Source organism: Candidatus Aegiribacteria sp. (assembly GCA_021108435.1).
Taxonomy (GTDB): domain Bacteria; phylum Fermentibacterota; class Fermentibacteria; order Fermentibacterales; family JCC-6; genus Aegiribacteria.
In genome coordinates this window covers 1-21,756 of sequence record JAIOQY010000128.1, presented here as the reverse complement: position 1 = coordinate 21,756, position 21,756 = coordinate 1, and the positions used below count along the sequence as shown (strand labels likewise).

General features: G+C 44.4%; 19 protein-coding genes. All 19 read right to left on the bottom strand.

The window, feature by feature from the left end; genetic code table 11:
* Positions 1 to 8: 8 nt before the first annotated feature.
* Positions 9 to 1,322 (bottom strand): ATP-dependent protease ATPase subunit HslU, encoded by a 1,314-nt coding sequence (gene hslU, locus K8R76_07360; GenBank protein ID MCD4847991.1) that lies wholly within the window; start codon positions 1,320 to 1,322, stop codon positions 9 to 11.
* On the bottom strand, positions 1,322 to 1,855 hold the full coding sequence (gene hslV, locus K8R76_07355) for an ATP-dependent protease subunit HslV (protein MCD4847990.1): 534 nt from the start codon (positions 1,853 to 1,855) through the stop codon (positions 1,322 to 1,324). Before hslV ends, hslU begins: the two co-directional genes overlap by 1 nt.
* Positions 1,855 to 4,935 carry a DUF2723 domain-containing protein gene (locus tag K8R76_07350; protein MCD4847989.1) on the bottom strand — a complete coding sequence of 1,027 codons (3,081 nt, stop codon included), beginning with the start codon at positions 4,933 to 4,935 and terminating at the stop codon, positions 1,855 to 1,857. Before K8R76_07350 ends, hslV begins: the two co-directional genes overlap by 1 nt.
* Positions 4,932 to 5,843 (bottom strand): tyrosine-type recombinase/integrase, encoded by a 912-nt coding sequence (locus K8R76_07345; GenBank protein MCD4847988.1) that lies wholly within the window; start codon positions 5,841 to 5,843, stop codon positions 4,932 to 4,934. The genes K8R76_07350 and K8R76_07345 overlap by 4 nt, the downstream gene beginning before the upstream one ends.
* A complete protein-coding gene (topA, locus tag K8R76_07340) occupies positions 5,810 to 8,014 on the bottom strand; it encodes a type I DNA topoisomerase (protein ID MCD4847987.1) in 2,205 nt (734 codons plus the stop codon). Before topA ends, K8R76_07345 begins: the two co-directional genes overlap by 34 nt.
* Before the next feature lie 68 nt (positions 8,015 to 8,082).
* Entirely contained in the window at positions 8,083 to 9,504 is a 1,422-nt protein-coding gene (locus tag K8R76_07335; GenBank protein MCD4847986.1) for a hypothetical protein, read from the bottom strand.
* A gap of 1 nt (position 9,505) precedes the next feature.
* Positions 9,506 to 10,114, bottom strand: a complete 609-nt coding sequence (locus K8R76_07330) for a gliding-motility protein MglA (GenBank protein ID MCD4847985.1) — start codon at positions 10,112 to 10,114, stop codon at positions 9,506 to 9,508.
* Entirely contained in the window at positions 10,101 to 10,304 is a 204-nt protein-coding gene (gene tatA, locus K8R76_07325) for a twin-arginine translocase TatA/TatE family subunit (protein MCD4847984.1), read from the bottom strand. The genes K8R76_07330 and tatA overlap by 14 nt, the downstream gene beginning before the upstream one ends.
* Positions 10,305 to 10,334: 30 nt before the next feature.
* Complete coding sequence (locus K8R76_07320; protein MCD4847983.1) at positions 10,335 to 10,607, bottom strand: hypothetical protein; 273 nt, start codon at positions 10,605 to 10,607, stop codon at positions 10,335 to 10,337.
* 23 nt (positions 10,608 to 10,630) lie between these two features.
* A complete protein-coding gene (locus K8R76_07315) occupies positions 10,631 to 11,161 on the bottom strand; it encodes a Gx transporter family protein (GenBank protein ID MCD4847982.1) in 531 nt (176 codons plus the stop codon).
* Positions 11,151 to 12,239 (bottom strand): glycosyltransferase, encoded by a 1,089-nt coding sequence (locus K8R76_07310; GenBank protein ID MCD4847981.1) that lies wholly within the window; start codon positions 12,237 to 12,239, stop codon positions 11,151 to 11,153. The genes K8R76_07315 and K8R76_07310 overlap by 11 nt, the downstream gene beginning before the upstream one ends.
* The gene (locus K8R76_07305) at positions 12,236 to 13,297 is read right to left on the bottom strand and encodes a glycosyltransferase family 4 protein (GenBank protein ID MCD4847980.1); all 1,062 of its coding nucleotides are present in this window, start codon (positions 13,295 to 13,297) and stop codon (positions 12,236 to 12,238) included. Before K8R76_07305 ends, K8R76_07310 begins: the two co-directional genes overlap by 4 nt.
* Before the next feature lie 22 nt (positions 13,298 to 13,319).
* Positions 13,320 to 14,300: an NTP transferase domain-containing protein gene (locus tag K8R76_07300; GenBank protein ID MCD4847979.1), complete on the bottom strand. Its 981-nt coding sequence runs from the start codon at positions 14,298 to 14,300 to the stop codon at positions 13,320 to 13,322.
* Positions 14,301 to 16,103, bottom strand: coding sequence for a phosphoenolpyruvate--protein phosphotransferase (ptsP, locus tag K8R76_07295; GenBank protein MCD4847978.1), 1,803 nt, complete (start codon positions 16,101 to 16,103; stop codon positions 14,301 to 14,303).
* Positions 16,084 to 16,350 carry an HPr family phosphocarrier protein gene (locus K8R76_07290; protein ID MCD4847977.1) on the bottom strand — a complete coding sequence of 89 codons (267 nt, stop codon included), beginning with the start codon at positions 16,348 to 16,350 and terminating at the stop codon, positions 16,084 to 16,086. Before K8R76_07290 ends, ptsP begins: the two co-directional genes overlap by 20 nt.
* A gap of 26 nt (positions 16,351 to 16,376) precedes the next feature.
* Positions 16,377 to 17,348 (bottom strand): HPr(Ser) kinase/phosphatase, encoded by a 972-nt coding sequence (hprK, locus tag K8R76_07285; GenBank protein MCD4847976.1) that lies wholly within the window; start codon positions 17,346 to 17,348, stop codon positions 16,377 to 16,379.
* 14 nt (positions 17,349 to 17,362) lie between these two features.
* A complete protein-coding gene (gene raiA, locus K8R76_07280) occupies positions 17,363 to 17,914 on the bottom strand; it encodes a ribosome-associated translation inhibitor RaiA (protein ID MCD4847975.1) in 552 nt (183 codons plus the stop codon).
* Positions 17,915 to 18,100: 186 nt separating this feature from the next.
* Positions 18,101 to 19,486 carry a Glu-tRNA(Gln) amidotransferase subunit GatD gene (gatD, locus tag K8R76_07275; GenBank protein ID MCD4847974.1) on the bottom strand — a complete coding sequence of 462 codons (1,386 nt, stop codon included), beginning with the start codon at positions 19,484 to 19,486 and terminating at the stop codon, positions 18,101 to 18,103.
* Between the two features lie 18 nt (positions 19,487 to 19,504).
* A complete protein-coding gene (gene gatE / locus K8R76_07270; GenBank protein ID MCD4847973.1) occupies positions 19,505 to 21,430 on the bottom strand; it encodes a Glu-tRNA(Gln) amidotransferase subunit GatE in 1,926 nt (641 codons plus the stop codon).
* Between the last annotated feature and the right edge of the window lie 326 nt (positions 21,431 to 21,756).

Genomic DNA, 21,756 nt, shown 5'->3' with positions numbered 1-21,756 from the left:
TTTTTAAGTTAGAGTATATAATTACCATCTTCTCTTCGATCAGCAAGGTCTGCAAGAATGGAAGATGCAGTCTTAACGGTAATCCTTACTTTCCCCTGAACGAGATCAGGTGCTCCGAACAATTGCTCATCAAGAAGATAACTCAATACAGGTCTTAATCTTCTGGCTCCAATATCTTCCGTTTCCTCGTTCAGATAATTTGCTGTTTTCGCAACTACTGCGGCTGCTTTTCTATTCAATTGAAGTGATACTCCATCCGCTTCAAGTAGCGCGGTGTACTGACTTAAGAGAGAATTCTCCGGTTCGATCAGAATTCTGAGAAGATCTTCCTCAGAAAGGGGGTCAAGTGTAACCCTCATGGGAAATCGACCCTGCAGCTCAGGAATCAGATCCGAAGGACTGGATCCGTGAAATGCTCCGGCTGCTATGAAAAGTATATGATCTGTCTTAACAGGTCCCCACCTTGTCTGAACAGTGCATCCTTCAACTACGGGAAGAAGATCCCGCTGAACTCCCATTCTTGAGACATCAGGTCCTTTACTCTCATTGAAACCTATAATTTTATCTATCTCATCAATGAAGATGATTCCCTCTTCCTGTGCCAGTTCAAGTCCCTGCTCGATATGACCGCTTCCCTCAAGAAGCCTTCTCATCTCATCCTCCTGCAGTCTAGGACGAGCCTTGGATATCGGTAATTTATTGCGTCTTCTTCTTGTGCCGATCATTTTATTCATGAGGTTCTTGAGGTTCTCACCTGCTGGATTATCAAAACCAGCGCCAGGCATTATAGGGAATATTTCCATATGAGGTGTATTCTCAGCGAGTATCAGTTCAATCTCGGTATCCTCCAGAATACCTTTTTCAAGCATACTCCTGAGTTCGCTGCTCGTTCTTGAACTGTAGCCTGTTTTCTGAAGGCTTTCGATAAGTTTCGCGGTGACATTCTCTTTTACTTCCTCTTCTCGATTCCTTCGGGCATTCTCCGCCGCGATATTCACTCCCTTGCGAACCAGAGATCTTACCATTGATTCTACATCACGTCCGACATAACCTGTTTCAGTGTATTTCGTTGCTTCAACTTTCACGAATGGAGCTCCGGTAAGATCAGCTATTTTTCGTGCTATCTCAGTCTTTCCGATTCCAGTAGGACCCATCATTATCAGATTGCTTGGATATATTTCGGATCTTACGGCTTCGGGAGTATTCCGTCTTCTGAATCGGTTACGAAGTGCAATCGCAACTGCTCTTTTAGCATTTCCCTGACCTATTACATACCGGTCAAGCCATTGAACGGTTTCAGCAGGTGTAAGTATACTGTCCATCAGGAAAGCTCCTCTACCTGTATGTCACCACCGGTGTAGATACAGATTCCTGAAGCAACAGAAATGCTTTCAAGAGCCATTTTGGACGGTCCCATCTGCGTATGCCTGTCAAGCGCTCTGGCCGCTGCCAGTGCGTACGCCTGACCGGAACCTACTGAAACAATGCCATCTTCTGCTTCAACGATTTCACCTGAACCACCAATTATAAGAGCGTGTTCTCTGTCCACAGCAGCAATCAGAGCCTGAAGCTGCCTCAGATACTTATCAGTTCTCCATTCCCTTGCGAGATCTACCGCTGCACGAGGCAGATTGCCTCTTGCCGCTTCAAGTTTTTCCTCAAGTCTCTCAACAAGCGCAAAAGCATCCGCTCCAGTACCGGAGAATCCTACAAGTACAGTTCCCGAATATAATTTCCGAATTTTACGCGCCGTGCTTTTTACAATTGTCTCACCCAGGGTTACCTGACCATCAGCAGCCATGGCTGCTTTCCCGTTACGGACAATTCCTATTACCGTTGTGGCATGAATATCCATTATAAGGAACCCCCTGCAAGAATGTTGACCCATGAATATCGTCCTGAACCACGCCCGGGGTCGGGAATTGACGCGGCATATGAAGCGGGAGACCTGAGAATTTCATCAAGAAGAGCCTCAGATACATTCTCACTTCTTGATAGAGAAGCATACATCATTTCTGGTTGTCCGGCTTTGGCAGCCATCCATGCGACAGCCTCAGGTGACACTCTGTTACTCTCGGTAAGATACCATTCAGACCACTCAATAGACGGAATAACTCCGTCCTCTATTATTCTTTCCGCGAATGCCTGGATTATCGATGCCCGGGCAGGGTCATCCATATGGTTCGCAAGTACAAGACCTGATGATACCGATGACATCAACTGTCCTCTTGAAGCAAGTGCAATCATGCTTTCAATAATATCACCGGGAGAAGTATCTGATATAAGCCGGAATTCAGTGGAGCTGGATATATCTATATATTCGAATATTATGAATAATCCGCTCTCGACCGGATTCAACCTTGAATTCATCGGTGTTGTTTCCGCTATTCTTTCCAGTGTCGCGTGTGCCAGATCAGTCAGCTGCAGGGACAATGTATCGGATTGCAGGGGCAAGTTATCCAGAATACGGTATGCCCCGATGTAGTCGGAAAACATCAGAGACATTTCCACTTTCAGCCAGGCGAAAGGAATGGAACCATCATCCAGCACTTCAAAAAGATTGTCATACTCGATTTTCTGTTGATAACCAAGAGAACCATCAAGACCTGTCGCAAGATTCGAGAGATATTTACCAAAATCAGTAAGATCAGGTCTTCCGAGTCTCTCACCTTCATCGCGAATCTCATTTGAAAGGGCTATCAGTGTATCTCTCGCCGCAGCTGGCCCATATAATCCGTCAATCAGCTTCGCTACGATTACAGCCCTCGTTGGAAGTATCTCAGCCCATTCGTCAGGCAGAGTTATGAAAAGCCTTTCTGCTTCATCAAGAGTCATCTTAACACTGTCAGGTTCTCCAATTGAAAGATAGTGATATGCCAGCTGGTGATAGGCTAATAAATAATTCCGAAGCAACTGCACTGTCTGATCACATTTATAAACGCCAGTATCATATACTCCCGTGAACTGATAGTCATTCATCAGCTGCCATCCTCGATGGGAGTTAACGGCATTGATTACCTGGGATTCAGTCACACGATAGGCGATTCCTTCCATCTCCTGATAATTTTCAAGGAATTGTCTGCTGTCCCTCGCGACTGTGCCTGCGAAATAGATTTCTCTGCCATGTATAGGTTTTCTGCGTATCATCTCAAGCAGTACAAGATCCTGCATTGAAAGTGCCCCCTGATTCGCCGAAGGTTCGGTCGGCATGGCTATGGCCAATCTGTCATCCGTAATAGCCCACGGCCAAGCCTGATTGAAGGATGATCTCAGTATATCACCATCAACGGGTGAGTACTCGGGCTGCAGTTCAGCATTCACATGAAAGTAGTGAGGACCCCAGATAAATACCGGCCTGAGAGAATCAACAAGACCCTTATTTCTATAATCAAGAAGAAGAGAATCCCGATCTATTAACTGATTAACGTACCAATTCGTGTTCATCAGACTTAAATTACTTACAATGACATCTCGTCTTGTACCCAGGACTCCCTGAGCAAACCAGAGCGGGAATGTATCATTATCCCCGTTTGTTATAAGAACAGCGTTTTCAGGACAGCTCTCAAGAAGGTTGATACCATAATCCCGCGCGAAGAAAGATTCGGACCTGTCGCACCTGTGCATATTAGCTGCCAGAGATGCAACCGGTATCAGTAAAGCAATCCATGCCAGTTTTGATCTTTCCGGAAGGAAATCTTTAAGTATCGATACAAGTCCGATTCCTGAAAATATCGCGAAAAACGCAAATGAAGCTCCGAAGAAATAATCCCGCTCGCGAACTTCCCCAAGAGTTGTACCCTCAGTACCTGTTTTAAAATTCAATATGAAGAAGATGAAAAGAACCGAAGACATCAGGAACAGTAATCCGAGGTACATCAGAAGCTTCGGCCGCTTCATTCCAATAACGAATATTCCATATATTGTTCCGAAGACAAGGATTATCTTCATCAGCATGGATACAGCGAAACCTGCCTTTCCGCCAAGAAGACGAGCCCATCCATGATCAACACGTCCGGACTGCCAGGACAGGTACTTGAGATAAAGCTTCATCTGATCCAGAAATGGCCCTTTTCTTTCAAATATTGATGTGGTTCCGTACTGTTCTCTGCTGAAAGCCTTTGAAAAGTTAGTCCAGTTCGTTGAATCCGTCTCATTGATTTCAGGATTCTGTACAGCCCTGAGAGGCATGTAGAGATGCACGCTGAAAGCCAGAACAACAAGACCCAGCATTGTGAGAATAAACCAGGATTTCTTCCAGATAATGCTTCGTTTCCGAAATGCGTAAATCAGGTACATCATCAGGATTGGAGGACCGGCTATAAGCGGAACGCTTCCATGATTCGCTACTGCGAGGATAAGAAGATATGAGATGAGTAAAAGGTACCTTGCCTCTCCCCAGCCACCGCTGTCCGGTTTGAATTTTTTTCCGTTCTTTTCAGCATACCTGTCAATCCAGCAATCGAACAGCAGGAGTATGATGAAAGTCATAAGAAGAGCAGTTGCATATGTTTCCGTTGCGTTACTGTTTCTCCAGATGGAATAGCTGAATGCAGCGATCAATCCTGAGAGCACCGACATTGGTCTGTACCATATCCTGTCGAAATTCATCCTGTGACCCCAGCGCTGCACCAGCCGCGCGAGTATTCCAATTGCAAAGGCACCGGAGAGCGCACAGAGCAGATTAACTCTTGGAGCTACAGCAGGTATAAAAGAAAACAGAATCGTGCTGAATCTTCCAAGAAGAACAAATAACGGAACACCTGGAGGATGAGGAACTCCTGCTGTCCAGCTGCAGGTCAGGTATTCTCCACTGTCCCAGAAACTGACACTTGGCGCAAGGGTAATCAGATAAACAGCTCCGGCTGCGAGACCCACAAGAATCGCAATGATTCTGTCAGTCCTGATTCTTTTACTATCCTCTGTTATTTTTCTCACTCTTCCCCCCTGGGATGTGCTTTTCTATATGCTTCTTTCAGTCTTTCCCTTGTCAGATGAGTATAAACCTGCGTTGTTGAGAGACTGGCATGCCCAAGCATCTCCTGCACAGCTCTCAGGTCTGCCCCGTTATCGAGCAGGTGGGTTGCGAAGCTGTGACGAAACGTATGTGGTGTTGCTCCTGCCGCCCTCGCAGCACTTCTGACTCCGACTGCAACAATACGGCGGATATCTCTCGGGTCAAGCTTTCTGCCTCGAATGCTGACAAAGAAAGTACCCGGATCGGGATTATAATTACTAATAAGCTCACTTCTTGCTGACAGCCAGGATTCAAGGGAAATGCAGGTTAATCCGGGTACAGGGACAATTCTTTCCCTGTTTCCCTTTCCAACCACCCTGACCTGCTTCTGCTCCAGATCCATATCGCCTGTCTTCAGTGTAACCGTTTCAGAAGCCCGGAGACCAGCTCCGTAAAGTAGTTCGACTATCGCCCTGTTTCGCTTGCCGAGAGCAGTGCTTTCATCGTAGCTGTTTATAATCTGAATTACTTCTGAAATGCTGAGAAATCCGGGAAGTTTTCCTGATACCCTTGGCATGGTAAGCAATTTTGCCGGATTGCCGGATATTCTATCTGTTTCCTGAAGCCAACCACCGAATGTACGGAGAGATGACACCTCTCTTACAAGAGTCTTTGAATCAAGATCACGACCGGCTTCATGACGAAGATAACTTCGAAGATTCAGTGTATTGAAACTTTCAATAATATCGTCTGAGCTGCACCATTTGTAATAGCGGCACATATCGGCTCTATATGCTCTTATCGTATGTTCAGAAAACTTTCTTCCATGGAGAAGATCCTGACAGAACTGCTCTATCAATTCGATATTCTCTTTTTGCAGTTGGGACACCAGATACCTTTCTTTCTCTCTTCCAGTATTGGGAAGCCACACCTCGGACAGATCCTATTAAGAGGTTTGTTCCATATCGCATACTTGCATTCAGGATATCTGCTGCACGAGAAAAATACTCTCCCTGTTCGGGACCTTTTTTCAACCAGTTCTCCCCCGCAGTCTTGTTTCGGACAGGATACTCCTATGGGAACAGGCTCCGAATGATCACAATCAGGATATTTCTCACACCTCAGATATCTGCCGTACCTTCCGGTATTCAGAAGCAGTTTCCCGCCACAGACAGAGCAGGATCGGCCCTCAAATATCACAGCAGAATTTTCCTTTACCGGTTTTGAGAATTTGCATTTTGGAAATGCCGTACAGGCTTTGAATTTGCCGTACTTCCCCCACCGCACAATTAGTGGAGAACCGCACTCAGGACAAACCTCCTCTGTAGCTTCCTGCAGATCGCTTCTTACATCGGAAACTGTTGCCATCGCTTTCTCAAGTGAGGATACCAGAGGAAGATTCATTTTATTAAGAACATCAACGTAAGATTCATCGCCATTTGCGATAGAGTCCAGAAGATTCTCCATGGATGCAGTAAAACCGATTTCAAAAATATGCGGAAACATCCTGATAAGTAATCTCTCCGTGGTAGTTCCGAGTTCTGTAGGTTTTAGTACTCCCCCATCCTTTTCAACATATTTCCTGTTTTTCAGTGTCTTTATGGTGCTCACATATGTTGATGGCCTGCCAATTCCCTGTTTTTTCATCTCAGCCACAAGTCTGGCTTCAGAAAATCGTGGTGGTGGTGAAGTAAATTTCTGTTCCCTGGTTGCCGATTTAAAATTGATGCTCCCCTTTTTCATTTCTGGAAGTTCTTTCTCAATTCGAATGAATGCCGAATCAATTACGGAGTACCCCCGCAGCAAAAGATGATCTCCAGTACATTTGAATTCCAGATCAGCTCCTGTTACGGTAAATGTGGTCTTCTCTATCTCGGCAGCCTTCATCTGTGTACCAAGGAAACGATTCCATATGAGTGTGTAAAGAGCAAGCTGAGGCGATGTAAGAACTGTGGATATGGTTGAAGGAGTTAGTTTCATACTGACAGGTCTTATTGCTTCGTGAGCGTCCTGTGATCCTTTCGAGCTTCGATACCTGTTGGGAGATTCCGACAGCGTGTTGCTGCCATATTCTCGGGATATGTACTCCCTGCATTCCTTTATGCTCTCCGGACTGATTCGAACTGAATCCGTTCTCATATATGTGATCAGGCCGCTTCGTTCCTTATGTTCAAGAGCGATTCCTTCATACAATTGCTGCGCGATTGTCATAGTTTTCGAGGGTGAATAGGAAAGCCTGGTAGAAGCTGACTGCTGAAGCGTACTTGTTATAAACGGAGGAGGAGGTTTTACAGATCGAATCTTTTTCTTTATTCCGGAGAGGATCCAATCACCTGCATGATCCGTGATCCTGTTGAGAACAGCTAAAGCCTCATCGGATGAGCGGGGAGCTTTCCCTGGTTTATCGACCCTTTTCCCATCCACGGTGAAAAGCATAGCTTTGATAGTATTATCATTCTGATGGAATTCTGCCTCTATAAGCCAGTGCTCAACAGGAACAAAGCTGGTGATTTCGTCTTCCCGCTGCTGTATGATTCTCAGAACAACTGTCTGAACTCTCCCTGCGCTTTTCCCTCTTCCGATGATCTTCTGGAGGTAGGATGATATTTTATACCCTACAAGCCTGTCCATAACTCGTCTTGCCTGTTGAGCATCAACAAGCTGCATGTCGATAACACTTGGATTCTTCAGAGCCTTGAGTACAGTATCTTTTGTTATCGCGTTGAACCTGAGTCTTTTGAATACTCTGCCGTCTTCCTCAAGAATCTGTGAAAGATGCCAGCATATAGCTTCACCTTCTCTGTCTGGATCAGCGGCAAGGTAAATTCTGGAAATTCCTGAAGCTTTCATTTTCAACTGAGCGACTATTTTTCTTTTATCCGGAAGGATGGTGTATGTGGGTTTGAAGTTCTTCTTCTCGTCAACACCAATGTAATTCCTGGGCAGATCCCTCACATGACCATAGGACGCGATTATTTCATAGCCTTCACCAAGATAGCTCTTCAGACTTCTGGCTTTTGCCGGCGATTCAATTATTACGAGGTTCTTCTTATTTTTCATGTATCTTTCAAATTAATGTTCTTGCGAAACGTTTCTGTCCGCTGGAAATCCTTCAGTGAAAACAACCATCAGTCCAGATTGGTAATCCAATCATTAATATTTTCAAATACCAGTGTTCTGATTTCCGGTATAGTCGCCTGTTTTCTCTGCAGGAAGTATGGGCTGTTTGACTGGGATATCACACTGAAACTGTCTGAGACAAAAGAAAAGAGATCTGAATCATAATAGTCGTTTTCGCGATAGTAGAGAACCATTTGATCAACTACTGTGGAGTCAAGTAATTCTCCGATACTGCTGATCAGCGCAGTTCTTTTTTCAACCGGCTCGGGATGAAGGATAGACATGATAAATAGTGTATATCCATCTGATGTATGAATCAGTGAAATAGCATCGATTTTAACAGAAATAGATGTGGCTATATACCCGACAGGGTATGACAGGAGTGTAAGCGAATCTCTGTAAACCTGAATGCCGCGAACCGGTGTCGAAAGTAGCAGCCTTGGTAATACAATTTCATCCGGAGTTTCGGGAAATTCTGGAATCCTGATATTCCTCAGTGAAATTAATGTTCGGGATGTGTCAGGTTGTGCGGTTAGACTGTCTTCATGTGAAATAAGAGTATCTGTATGCATTTCCGTTAATATAGTATCAGGTACTGAATCGGATTCCGGAAGTACTGCAGAAACAACTGAATCCTCGCTGGAGATATATGATCCCATCCCTGAACCATTCATATTATTGCTAAAAAGATTAATGGGATCAATCAGGAAGAATGCGATCAGGATGAGAACAGCGGCTGTAATTGTAATAACAGCAGGTGAAAGCTTTGAAAAGATATTCTGATTTTCACTTATGGTTTTTTTTCTGTCATCACTGGTAATCTCATGCTTCCGATCTTTTTTGCGCTCCGGTTTGTTGTCCAGCGGTCGATCAACAGCTCTCCCTTCAGATACGCACTTCTCACATACATGCATTTTACGATTAAAACAATCTGAACAGGTCAGTTCTCCACACGTTCTGCATGGAGCAAGTTTTTGGGAACTTGTTGGAGTACGACCGCAGATGTGGCATCGATCAATCGACAGTACTTCATCTGCAGCAGTTGTGATAACAAGCTTTTCTTCATCCTCAGAATTCAGCGTTTCTTCTTCAGGATATTCGATTTGTATATCGATATCAGTTTCATCTGACTGAAGCGATTCGGAAGATATATTCTCCTGGTTAACATCAGATGAAACAACGTTTTCTTGAGTAATTGTTGAATATGATCTGGGCAGCAGATCTATGTAGGGGTACATTCTGTTCTGCAGAATTCTTGCCTGCTCCATTGAGATGCCCTCGCTGAGAATATTCGGAGAGCTATCTACTTTTTCTCTGGCTTCATCGTGAGACATTCCCAGTTCGCTTATCAGCATTTCAAGAACTTTTTCTTTCTCTTCCTCCCTGCTGAGCCGAACCAGGAGAAGATCAACAGGTTGACTGTCGCTCACTCTATCCGCTCTTTTCTTCAAGAACAAGAGAGAATTGTCGATGAAGTCTTCGCATTACAATCCTGCTCGCTTTTCTGAGTGTCTCAAAAACACCAATTCCATCTGTAGCAACAGATTCAATACATGGAACCCGTTCAAGGCCAAGCGTATTTCTAATTGTCTCAGATGGTAGAATGTCAGGTAAATCACGTTTGTTATTCTGAAGAACAAGACTGAGACCTTTCCGTTTTGTATGCCTTAGATTCTCCTTCAGATCCCTGAGACTGGCAATATTCGCATCCATCCTTGCCCTCTGAGAATCCGCCACAAATATGATTCCATCTGCACCCTGCAGAATCAGTTGACGACTATCCGAATACATCGCCTGTCCAGGGACGCTGTAAAGATGCAGGCGTACCTTGAAACCATATATGGTTCCTGAATTTACAGGAAGGAAATCAAAGAAAAGGGTCCGTTCATTTCCAGTAGCCAGAGAAATAAGCTTACCCCGGTCTTCAGACGGGATCACTGAATGAATGTGTTTCACGTTTGTTGTTTTTCCTGAAAGTCCAGGGCCCGCGTAAACAATCTTACAATCGATCTCTCTTGAACTGTAACTAACTGTCGCCATTCAAATTTTCTCCGTTCTCAGAATCTATTTCCTCATCTTCTTTATCTGAGAATTCCTCCTTCATTCCTTTTCTGAACATATGAAGCGCCTGACCTACCGATCGAGCAAGATCAGGGATTCTCTTTGCTCCAAAAAGCAAAAGAAGAGCAACTATTATCAGAATAATTTCGCCGGTACCTGGACGAAACATCATTTCATCCCCCTGTCTTAATTTTTCGAACTAGAACCAGCGGTAAAGATAACCTACAAACATCAGTCCCGCAAAACTCATCAGATTCACCCTGAAAGCTATTTCTTCAAGAATGAATCTGAAAACGATAAGATCAAATCCAAAAGGACCCACAGAGAACTCAAGCGATCCGGAAAAGAATGACCTCAAAGCAATTGATGATTCCGGCAGTATCGCTGCTATTCCCTCTCCCAAAGCTGTTCCAGTCATCATTCCAAGGAATGAGATTATTATCCAGAATCGAGTCGAACGATTATGAAGCACTTCTCCTCCAGTATTATATTAATCTATCCCTGATAACAGGTTGAATCAACCCCTGTTTCCCGAATCCAGGGAAACCCCTTTCTCAACAGTATAACTGCAATAATCCCGGTTACGGTTCCGGAAAGAATACCCCAGATCACAAGCGGCAAAGCAAGAGTACCAACAGGAAGACCGGGCAAAAGAAGCATTGCCAGAAATAACTGAATACACAGACTGCAAAGACTGCCGGCAACCGATATACCTGTAACGGAGAATGCTTTTCTCAGATTTCCCATAACTATTGAAGATACTATCCCTCCTGCAAGTGAGAGAAGATAAGTTGGAGTTGCTATTATTCCCAGTAATAATGCTGCTCCGGTTGATCTGAGTATATTAATTCTCAAGCCTGTCATCGTGCCGAATCTTATTATCGCTGAAACAGTAACTACATTGCCAAGACCAATTCTGAGAAACGGGAATGGTTTTGGTACGAGATTTTCGAGTACTCCGATTCCAATTGCCAGAAGTACAAGGAACACTTCTGCCCGAAAATGACCGGTCAGCCTATCCATCATTTATTTCTGATATTACTTCTCGCATAAGGATCTCGATTTTTGAGAGGAGATCCGAACTGTCGAATAGAAGTTCTGCCCTCTCCAGGGCGCCTCGTGAAAGTCTGTCATGCAGAGTTGAATCATCCATTCGTATTATCGCATCAGCAAGAGCATCCGGATTATCAGGCTGTACAATAATACCTGATACTCCATCCTCATTGACCCATGGAACACCTGTTGGAATCGAAGTACTAATTACTGGAGTACCGCATGCCATTGCTTCGGTCTGAACAATACCGAAAGCTTCACTCCTCAGAGTTGATGGAAGGACAAGACATCTTGCGCCCTGATAAAGCTGAACAAGTCTGTCATCATCCGGGTCATGAATGATCTCAATGTTGAGTCTGTCTTTTCTGACAGCACGATGAATCTCCGGTAGTAACGGTCCTCCGCCAACCATGATAAGTCGACGATCCCGAAAGTGCTTCCACGCTTTCAGCAATACATGAATACCCTTGTACTTCCTGAATCTTCCCACAAAAAGAACATAATCTCCGGTTTCCATTGAATCAGAAGGCTTGAAACGATTGAGGTCGGAACCAATAGGTATTACTGAAATATTTTTCAATCGTGATAAGAATACAGATGTTTCGGCATACACAGGTGAAGTGGTGATTACCGCGTTTGCTCTATTGAGGAATTTTCGAAGAAATGGACCATAAAAGGGCAGAAATGCAGCCTGTCTCACGATATCACTGTGATACGTGACAATATACGGTGTCTTGCTGCCGGTCATCAGCCAGGATATTACAGCGGAAGGCAGAGGAACGTGAAAATGCACCAGATCAGCGGGAATTTCTCGTAAGGAATCAATTAATCCAGGACATATTGGATTTGACATCACTCTTCCGATACAGGGAGTTGTTCTGACTTTAAAGCCTGATATTTCAATATCAGAACCATCACTGTTATCTCCCGCAATCAGTACTTCCACTTCATGCCCCTTCTCCGCCAGGAACGATGAAAGATCATGTATATATCGTTCAATTCCTCCGCGAACCAGAGGATGCACATCTTTGTAAACTTCCAGAATTTTCACTTCGAATACTCCCTGTATACGCCAAGTACTTCTTCTGCCATGCGTTTAACTTTGAATCCTGATGAAAATTCAATCAGCCTCTTTCTATCGCATACCGTATCAAGAGATTCAAGTATGGCTACGGCTATTGAATCAGGATTATGGTTCAGTGCAATATTGGAGATTCCCGAGAATATCTCTATCAGCGCATCCGCCGGAGTGATTACCGAGGGGACTCCAGCCGATGCCGCTTCAAGAGGTGGAAGACCAAAACCTTCATAAAATGATGGATAGACAAGCAATTCAGCACCTGTAATACAGCTCTTCAGAATGCTGTCCGGAAGCTGACCTGTCCAGATAACTCCACTGCTGCTCCTGAGCAGATTCTTTAAAGCGGTCGGTCCCCACCCCCATCTTCCAGCAATCACAAGCTTCAGATCAGGATGTTCCTGATGAACAGTCTGCCAGGCTGTAAGGAGGCTGTAAATGTTTTTTCTTGGTTCAATTGTTCCGACAAATAGAATGTATCTGTCACGAATTCCGGTGGATTTCCGAAATACCTCCTGATCAAGCTGCATGGATTCAGTTGAAAGATATACTTTCCTGATTTTTTCTGAGTCTGCGCCCAGCCGGCGCACCGCTTCTCTTCCTGTGAAATCACTGTCAACCATCAGTACATCGGCTCTTCTCGCAACTCTCCTGAAGAAAAGGCGATAATACACAGATCTCAACCGTGGAAACCAGGACGGATTTGCCAGAAACGCCAGATCATGGAGAGTAACCGCGCACGGGATTCCGCGTGGCGGTCTTCCTGCAAAAGCGGGAAGATGAACTATTGAAGGGGATACAGATGCCGCCAGACCAGGCAGAGTAATATTTTCATGAAATACTTTCAGTATGCCGCCTGCAGATATATTTGTATGAAGCGCTTCGGATGGTTTCATCAATCTATTCGCCGTGGCTGCCAGAACATGCGCATTACATTGAATAAAACCTTCAAGTAATCGCCTGAGGTATACACCTGTACCGCCCCTGTTCACAAGCGATTCAGCATATACTACCGGGATACTGTCGTTCATATTTGAAGGGTATTCTCTATAATTATAATTCAATTGTGCTCGAGTTACCGACGTCGAGTTTTTCAGCTTTTCCTGATACAGCAACATCATCCCCGATGATTGAATCTCTGATATTCACCAGATCAATACTGGAGCGTTTTCCGATTACTGTATTGGATATTATTGAATTCTCTACTCTTGAACTGCATCCAATGGAAACGTGCGGTCCTACTATTGATGCAGATATAACAACTCCTTCCGGCAAACTTACCGGAGGAATGATAACAGAATCCACAACCAAAGCTCTGTTTTCACCAGATCCGGAATCAAGGAGATTCCTGTTAGTCTCAAGGAATGTTTCAGGTTTGCCGCAGTCAAACCATTCGTCGATCTTGAAAACACCGAAGTCATGCCCTTCATCCAGCATCAGCTGCATGGCGTCGGTAAGCTGATATTCACCTCGTGTCCTGTTGCCGCTTTTAATAAGTCTTGAAGTAGCATTCATCAGCACGCTACCGGACGAAAAACCATAGATACCTACAATCGCAAGATCACTGATGAATTCTTCAGGCTTTTCAACGAGTCTGACTACCTTTTCTCCTTTCATCAGAACAACTCCGAATCGGCTGGGATCATCTACTCGTTTCACAGCGATCATATTCCGCTCCGGATCTGCTGCCTGAGAAAGGTCAGCGCTGAAAATTGTGTCTCCCAGAACTACAAAAGTCATTCCATCTCCGGTCATCGGGGCCGCAAGATCAACCGCAGAAGCAAGACCATCCATAGTGTCCTGCTTCGCAAAATCAACATGAATATCAGGATATTCCTTTCTTGTCCATTCAACTATCATATCTCCCAGATAGCCTACGATCAGGGTCACATGCACTATTCCAGCTGAAGCGAGCCTGTCCATTATGTGGCCGAGTATCGGCTTACCTGCAACCTGCAGAAGAGGCTTTGGTGTCGACCAGGTATGCGGCCGAAGTCTTGTGCCCTTCCCCGCAACTGGAATTATTGCATGCATTCAGTTTCTCCGATCATTATTATCACGGTGAATCTCATCCAGAATTATTTCAGGATACCTTGATTCGACGTACTCAAGTACGTATTTCCTTATTTCATTTCCTGACTCCATCATCAGAGTCTTTCGTGCAAGTGCTTCTGCTTCTTTCATATTAATAACACTTATCATCTTTTTGACATCCGGAATCAGTGTCAGGGATACACTGAGTTCATCAATCCCGAATCCAAGAAGTAGTGGTATAGCCAGCGGGCTGCTTGCCATCTGTCCGCATATTCCGACCCAGATATCAGCTTCCCTGCATTTCCTTGCTACATGTTCTATCTGTCTCAGAACCGAGGGATGAAGCGAATCGAAAAGGTCTGACACGTAAGGACTGCCTCTATCAACTGCAAGAGTGTACTGTGTAAGGTCATTTGACCCTATTGAGACAAAATCAATATGAGGGATCAGGAAATCAATAGCCAGCGCGGCAGCAGGCGTTTCCACCATAATTCCGAGTGAAGGAATTGAACCATGAGGTGTCTTGGATGCATCCAGTTCTGCTGCTATTTGTTCAAGCATAACTTTTACCTGCAAAACCTGATCCTGCGATGTGATCATCGGCAGCATCAACCACGCATTGCCGAATCTTGCAGCTCTTAGAACTGCTCTTAACTGGCTCTGAAATTTTAAAGGTCGGTCAAGGCAGATTCTTATGCCTCTCCATCCGAGAAAAGGATTTCGCTCTTTGGTGGGGATGGATTCCAAAAATTTGTCTCCACCCAGATCAAAAGTCCTGATTATAACAGGTTCCGGAGAAACTGCTTTCAGAACATGTTTATACGCTCTGAAATGGATTTCTTCATCATCTTCGATTTCAGGTGAAAGAAGTCTAATGAATTCTGTTCTGAAGAGTCCGATTCCCTTTCCCCCAAAACGTTTTACCTGATCAGCTTCCTGAGAGAACTCTATATTCGCGGAAAGTTCAATTTTCTTTCCATCTTCCGTAACTGTCTCGTTTTCAGCGTTTAGCGCAATCTCTGCTTCCGCCATGTTGTAACGATTTTTCAGCTCTGTATAATATTCCAGTTCGTCCTCGTCAGGATCAAGTATGACAACACCGTGCACTCCATCAACAATTACCGTTTGACCAGGATGAGCGTACTCAGCTACATCCTTCAGGGCTACAACGGAAGGTATTCCCATGCTTCTTGACAGTATTGCCGTATGTGAGGTTGAACCACCAAGATCGGTTACAATCCCGAGGAGTTGTTTTCTCGTCAGACCCGCGGTCTGAGAAGGATCCAGATCACTCGATACGAGCACTACGGGGTGGTCTAAATTCGCGAGAACCTCTTTCTCAGTTCCCAGAAGGTTTGCAATCACACGTCTGCCTACATCGCGGACATCTACCGATCTGCTTCGCAGGTAAGGATCCTCAATCGAATTAAAACGTTCGAGGATATCATACAAAACCTGACTTACAGCATATTCTGCGCTTACAAGTTCTTCTCTTATTCTATTCTCTACTTCTTTATGGATGGCGGGATCGTCAAGAAGGAGAATATGCACTTCCATGAGTTGTTTCCCCTCAATAATATCGCTGACCTGGCCGGAGATTTCCTCAAGTTCCACGCGTGAGTGCAGAAGAGCTTCCCGGAAACGTATCAATTCCCGATCCACCTCTGTTTTGTCTTTCAGGACATATTTCTTAACCCTGATTTCTTCCACATTCAGCAGAAATACAGGGCCAATTGATATTCCGGGTGATGCTGCTGTTCCAGTCAGTCGAATGCTCAGCTTTTCATTCCTCTCCGAAACCATCGTTAATTAGTATTATGAGAGCTTCGACGGCTTCTATTTCATCTGCCCCATCCGCTCTCACTTCTATGGTGCTTCCACGACATGCAGCAAGAGTCATAACCCCCATTATGCTTTTTGCATTAACCGTATCACGTTCAACAGTTAAAGTAATATGACTGTCGAAATTCGATGCTTTCTTTACAATCTGTGCAGCAGGCCGGGCATGAATTCCAAGCTTGTTAATTACTTCAGCGTTTTCAGCTTTCAATTCATATACTCCTGTCAGATATACTTTTACTTACTATTCAGTTCTTGTTCTTTTCTGATAATTGTTTCAATTTGATTCTTTTCAATTTCTTCAGGAACGCTTCTACCTTTGCTTCTAAGAAGGTAATTCATTACAGCCACCTCAAGAAGAAGTGTGAGATTCCTTCCAGGCATCACCGGAATAGTAGTTCTGGGTATCGACAGATCCAGGATCCTGTTCATCTTCTGAATAAGACCGGTTCTGTCAAATTCCTGGTCATCTCTTGACCATTCCATCAGTCTCACTTCAAGATGAATCTGTTGTCTATCCTTAACTGCGCGAATGCCATAGAAGGCGGAAACATCCACAAATCCAAGCCCTCTGATTTCCATATGGTGAGCCATTCTTGAATCACCGGTTCCAAAAAGAGCATTACCGATTCGCCTGACATATACCCTGTCATCAGCTATCAGTCTGTGTCCGCGTTCCAGAAGTCCGAGAACTGCCTCACTCTTCCCTATTGCACTTCGTCCTGTACAAAGCAGTCCGGCTCCAAAAACCTCAACAAGGCTTCCGTAAACATCAGTTCTTGGAGCAAATACGAGATCAAGAAAGCCCGACAGATCGTGGATAAGAGGCGTCGTATCTCTCATTGATCTGAATAGTGCGCAGTTATTATTTCTGGACAATTCCACAAGTAAAGGAGGTGGGATGATGTTTTTTGTTACGATAGAACAATGTATCGGAAATCGAAATATGTTCTCAATGGCAGATTTTCGCGCTGTTTCTGAGAGTGAGTCAAGGTAGGTTATCTCAGTTTCTCCGAATATCTGTATTCGTTCATGAAGGAATTTGTTCAGGAAACCGGTGAGAGCCATACAGGGTCGGCTGACATCGGGAGATTCAATCAGTGAATCATGGCCTGTTGTCCCGTTGACAGCAACAAGACTGAGTTTTTCTCCAAGGAGCTCAAAAAGTCTTGCTGCAGTCAGATCCTCCGGTTTTGGTATACTATCCATCAGTTATTTCTCCGTCAGTTGCTTTCTATAAGCTCAACGACCTGCGTTCTGCCGGAATGTGTCGAGTATACCACACTGAGACTTCCAGTCTCGGTATTATGAAAGACAAAAGGCTCATCAGCTTCGATCTCAAATTCCATAATGGCGTCTTTTGTTTCATGACGGGGTATTTCAACTGTATCATCGATAAGGATTCCATCCTTAAAATCTGATTCCTCAACTGGTATGTAGTACGTTGATGAAGATATCTTTTCGTTTGAATCCTGCCGTTTTCTATGTGAATGGTTGTGCTTTCGATCCTTGTGTTTTCGAATCTGGCGTTCAAGAGAATCAAAAGCGTCATCGAATGCAATGTATATATCATGCGATTTGGATTTTGAATCAAGTTTGAGATGATTTCCCCGCAACTGTATATGAACATGATTTGTACCTGAAGTTACTTCCAGAATCACATGTACATCATCTATCCCGTTATAGAACCTGTTTATTGAATTCAGTTTCTTCTCAACGTGCTCTTTTAAAGCGTCTGTCAGGTTAAAATGCCTCCCGCTGAGTTCTATGTTCATATGAAACTCCCTTCGTAAAGATTCCATCCGATCTGTGGTACAAGCAAGAACAACTGAAAAAAAATACTGCCCCACATATGCTTTTAAAGCACACCCCGGACAGCAGGCGATCCGTTACTGTATTTATCACAAATCAATAATATTGTTCCAGTACTTTGAGGTCAACACCCAAGTTTAATGCACATCTTATCTTTTATGCATTTTTATAAATTCTTCGACTTCGGGAATCCCTCCCTGGAGAATAAGATATCCGTTATGTGCTTCCCTCTCTGTGATTTCTCCTGCAACAGATGTCATCATGATATTTCTGACTTCCTCTCGGTCATGACTCTGTCCCAGAGCCCAGCAAAGTTTCACATAGGCAACTTCAGGAAGCATGTTCGCCGCCGGTATGACTCCGAGATCCATCATATCGCGACCTGTGTCATAAACAAACATCTGAACGTAACCCCAGAGTGTCTGAACTGTCATGTAAATATGAATACCTTTGTCGCACGCTTTCTTAAGCACTGGATAAAGAGGTTTATTTACATGCCCGAGCCCTGTTCCCGCAATAATTATACCCTTGTAATCGTTATCGATAAGTGATTCAATGATATCGGGTTTCATGTTGGGATAGTAGTACACTATGGAAACTCGATCATCGAAGGATGTATTAATCCTTACTTTCCTGTCGTTTCTTCTTTTCCTGCAGTCATCCTTCAGTATAATGAACTTGTCTTTTTCAACCATTGCGAGGGGAATGTCTCCTATTGTGCGAAACGTTGACCTGTAGGATGAGTGCATTTTACGTACCCTGGTCCCTCTGTGAAGGAGGCAGTACTGATCGCTTGTCGGACCGAACATGCAAACCATGACTTCAGCTATATCGCTTCTCGCGGCGGTATAAGTAGCATTTATGAGATTTATCGCGGCGTCGCTGGATGGCCTGTCGCTCGATCTCTGTGATCCGACCATAACAATCGGAACCGGAGAATCCTGAACCATGAAAGAGAGTATTGCCGCTGTATGATGCATAGTATCAGTTCCATGCCCGATAACAATTCCATCTATCCCGCCTTCTATCTCCTTTCCGATCGCTTCAGCTGTGCCTATCCACTGTTCCGGTCCCATATTTTCACTGAAAACACCAAAGAGCTTTTCTGTTTTGAGATTACAGATATCAGCCAGTTCAGGAACGGAACCATAAAGTTCGCCAGGAGAAAACGCCGGTATTACTGCGCCCGTTCGATAATCAAGCCTTGAAGCGATAGTTCCCCCGGTTCCAAAAAGCTTGACATTCTTTTTATCCGGATCGTAAGGAAACTCTTTCTCGGGTATTTTATAATGTGCTTCTGTGCGGCCCAGCTCTATAATCGATTCGATAGTATCGATAGCAAGACCTACGTTATACCCGTTGTGCAATTTAAGAACAATGTGAAATTCATCTGCGTTTTCGGATCTGGGTAGAATTGTTCCGCTGAAGGAGCCACGGGTTGACTGAACATCCACATCACTCCAGACCCCTACACTGAATTCTTTCAGGCAGGCAAGGCTTTTCCCGCTGTAACCCTTGTATAAATCAGAAGACAGCGTCGATCACCTCCATACTTATGATATATTTCTCGTCAGAAGTACTCTATGTACAATTTCGGATACTTCTTTTCCATTTATCAGACCATTGAATTTGAGCCTTATTCTACCAACAATATACCGATTCAGAATTTTCTGCTCAATTCCTGATGATTCAATGCAGGATAGAATCTGCTCTACAGCCTTTCCCAGAGCATTCCTGTCAGGCATCTCGATTTCATCAGCAGCAAGAGATATGTCTTTAAATCCGGATCCGCGTGTATCTTCAAGAATATGAGCAACAGCATCGATCGGGAATGATCTTCTGCCGGCTTCAGACAGCGATGAAATCAGTATATCATCACTTAGATCCGCAGCTTTCCCCCTTTTCTTCAGATGGCTTAATGTACTCAGAAAAAAATGCGAGAGAACACCTGAAGAATAGGAAGTTTCCTTAACAGCACGATCAAAAAGATCTCTCATTATGGAAATACTCATCTGTCGTGCTGATTCTTCGGGAACTCCTGCATCAGTATATCGTTCAGCACGTTCCCATGGGCGTTCCGGAAGCGCGGAATAAATTCTTTCCATATGATCTACACTGATTGCCAGTGGTGGAAGGTCAGTGTCAGGATACATCCTGTTCGGGCCCGGGAGTATCCTTTCAAACCCGTTCGTTCCGTCAGGATGGGCCTGTCTTGTCTCGTTACATACACCATCGATTGCTTCCCGTGCTCTTATTGTAATCTCACTTAAGGCAGTAGAAATATCCTGACCGTTACCCCAGATGACCAGTACAGAGTCGTCCTTAAAAGCTCCTGTTGATTTCATGATTTTTTCCCATTCAGAAGTTGAGAAGTTTTCTCCTTCTGAATCGGAATGAGTGATGTTGGGAAGTCTGTCAAGACATGCTATCACCCTGACGCGATCGGATATCTCACTGGCAAATGTCTGTCCAGGCTGCGTAACCGTTGAGAGTATTCCTCTGTAACCCCGAAGAACCACAGCGTGAAGTTGAAGCCCTTTCGAAAGTGCCTGTGCAGCTGGTTTATATTGTGTACCTGCAAGTGATTCCGTCATATCAAATGAAGATGATTCGAAAGACGAATCGGTTATCTCTCTCTTTTTCAGTTCGCTCTTAATTGAAAGAAGCATGACCTGACGGAAAGCTTCATTGTGAACGAGGAGAGGAATAGTCGGGATTCTCGAAACACCTTTTATCTCAACGCGTTGACCTCCCTTGACGGATACGTTTACATCCTGCCTTGCAGCTCCTATCCCGCGACGAACCTTTCTCGAAGCCCTGGCAAGATTACTGAGTATCACCGCAACCTCGGCAACTTCATAAGGCGTTACCATCTCCGGAGCAGTAACCGTCTCAATGAGCGGGATACCCAGCCTGTCAGTCAGGTAAACACGATCATGTCCTGTATCGCTCACCTCACGGCATGCATCTTCTTCGAGCCCAAGCTGAATTATACCTATACGTCTGTTACCGTATGGAATCCATCCGTCCACACCCAGAATAGTAGTTCTCTGGAATCCTGCAGGTATCGAGCCATCAAGGTACTGTTTTCTCTGAATATGAAGTTCACTGATGAGTTTACAGTTGAGGAGCATCGTGATTTCAAGAGCTATATCGAGCGCCTGACGATTCAATTCGAAAGGAGGAGTATCGTCCATCTCATAAGTGCAGACAGTATCCTTGCTTATCTGATATATAATTTCCTTTTTCGTCTTGAATTCCATAAGTGCTGTACCGTCATATTCACCAAGTTCTGAGAGAGTCGGTCTCATATGACGCAGTATCTCCGCATCGAATGATTGCGAATATGGAAGCACAGGACATCGGCAGAATAGTTTTTTTTTCGTATCAAGCTGCTGATGTATCTCCAGCCCGCTGCGAAGTCCGATTAAACTGTAATCGGAGGGTGTCATATCCTCCATTTTCCTGATCCCGGTCAAATAAATCTCCTTCCTTTGGGGGCCGCCTTGGGGGGCCGGCTTTGGGGGCCGGCTTTGGGGGCCGGGGCTTAAACATTTTCTGATTCTCTATTGCCAGTCATGCCCTTCTATTCGTGTCAAAATTCGAATGTAATAGTAATTACTCGACAAAAATGTTTAAATGTTAGCCCCGGCCCCTTCAACTGATTCTCTATTGCCAGTCATGCCCTTCTATTCGTGTCAAAATTCGAATGTAATAGTAATCACTCGACAAAAATGTTTAAATGTTAGCCCCGGCCCCTTCAAAGATCCAGTTCCTTCAGGCGGGATAGAAGTGTTCTGTAGCT